The organism is Acinetobacter johnsonii (assembly GCF_048551975.1).
In the GTDB taxonomy this organism is placed as follows: domain Bacteria; phylum Pseudomonadota; class Gammaproteobacteria; order Pseudomonadales; family Moraxellaceae; genus Acinetobacter; species Acinetobacter johnsonii_A.
On the sequence record NZ_JBIMCF010000160.1, the window covers coordinates 1 to 298 of the forward strand.

Below are 298 nucleotides of genomic sequence, written 5' to 3' on the forward strand. Positions count from 1 at the left end.
TGCACATCAATAGGAAGTGAAGTTGAAATACCATTTGGATAAAGCTCTTGTGTATCTAGACCTTCAGGCTCTAAGAACACTTGATGTGAGTCTTGATCGGCAAAGCGGTGAATTTTGTCTTCAATGGATGGGCAATAACGTGGGCCCACACCTTCAATACCACCAGTGTACATCGGAGAACGATCTAAACCACCACGGATGATGTCATGGGTTTTTTCATTGGTATGTGTACTATAACAATTCACTTGTTCAGGGTGCATAGACACATCACCCATGAATGACATGGTCGGTGATGGGA

The 298-nt window shown here is 43.3% G+C and carries 1 protein-coding gene; it reads right to left on the bottom strand.

The window, feature by feature from the left end:
• On the bottom strand, nt 1-298 hold a 298-nt coding region (locus tag ACG9ZB_RS17055), incomplete at both ends, for an FAD-dependent oxidoreductase (RefSeq protein ID WP_419326828.1).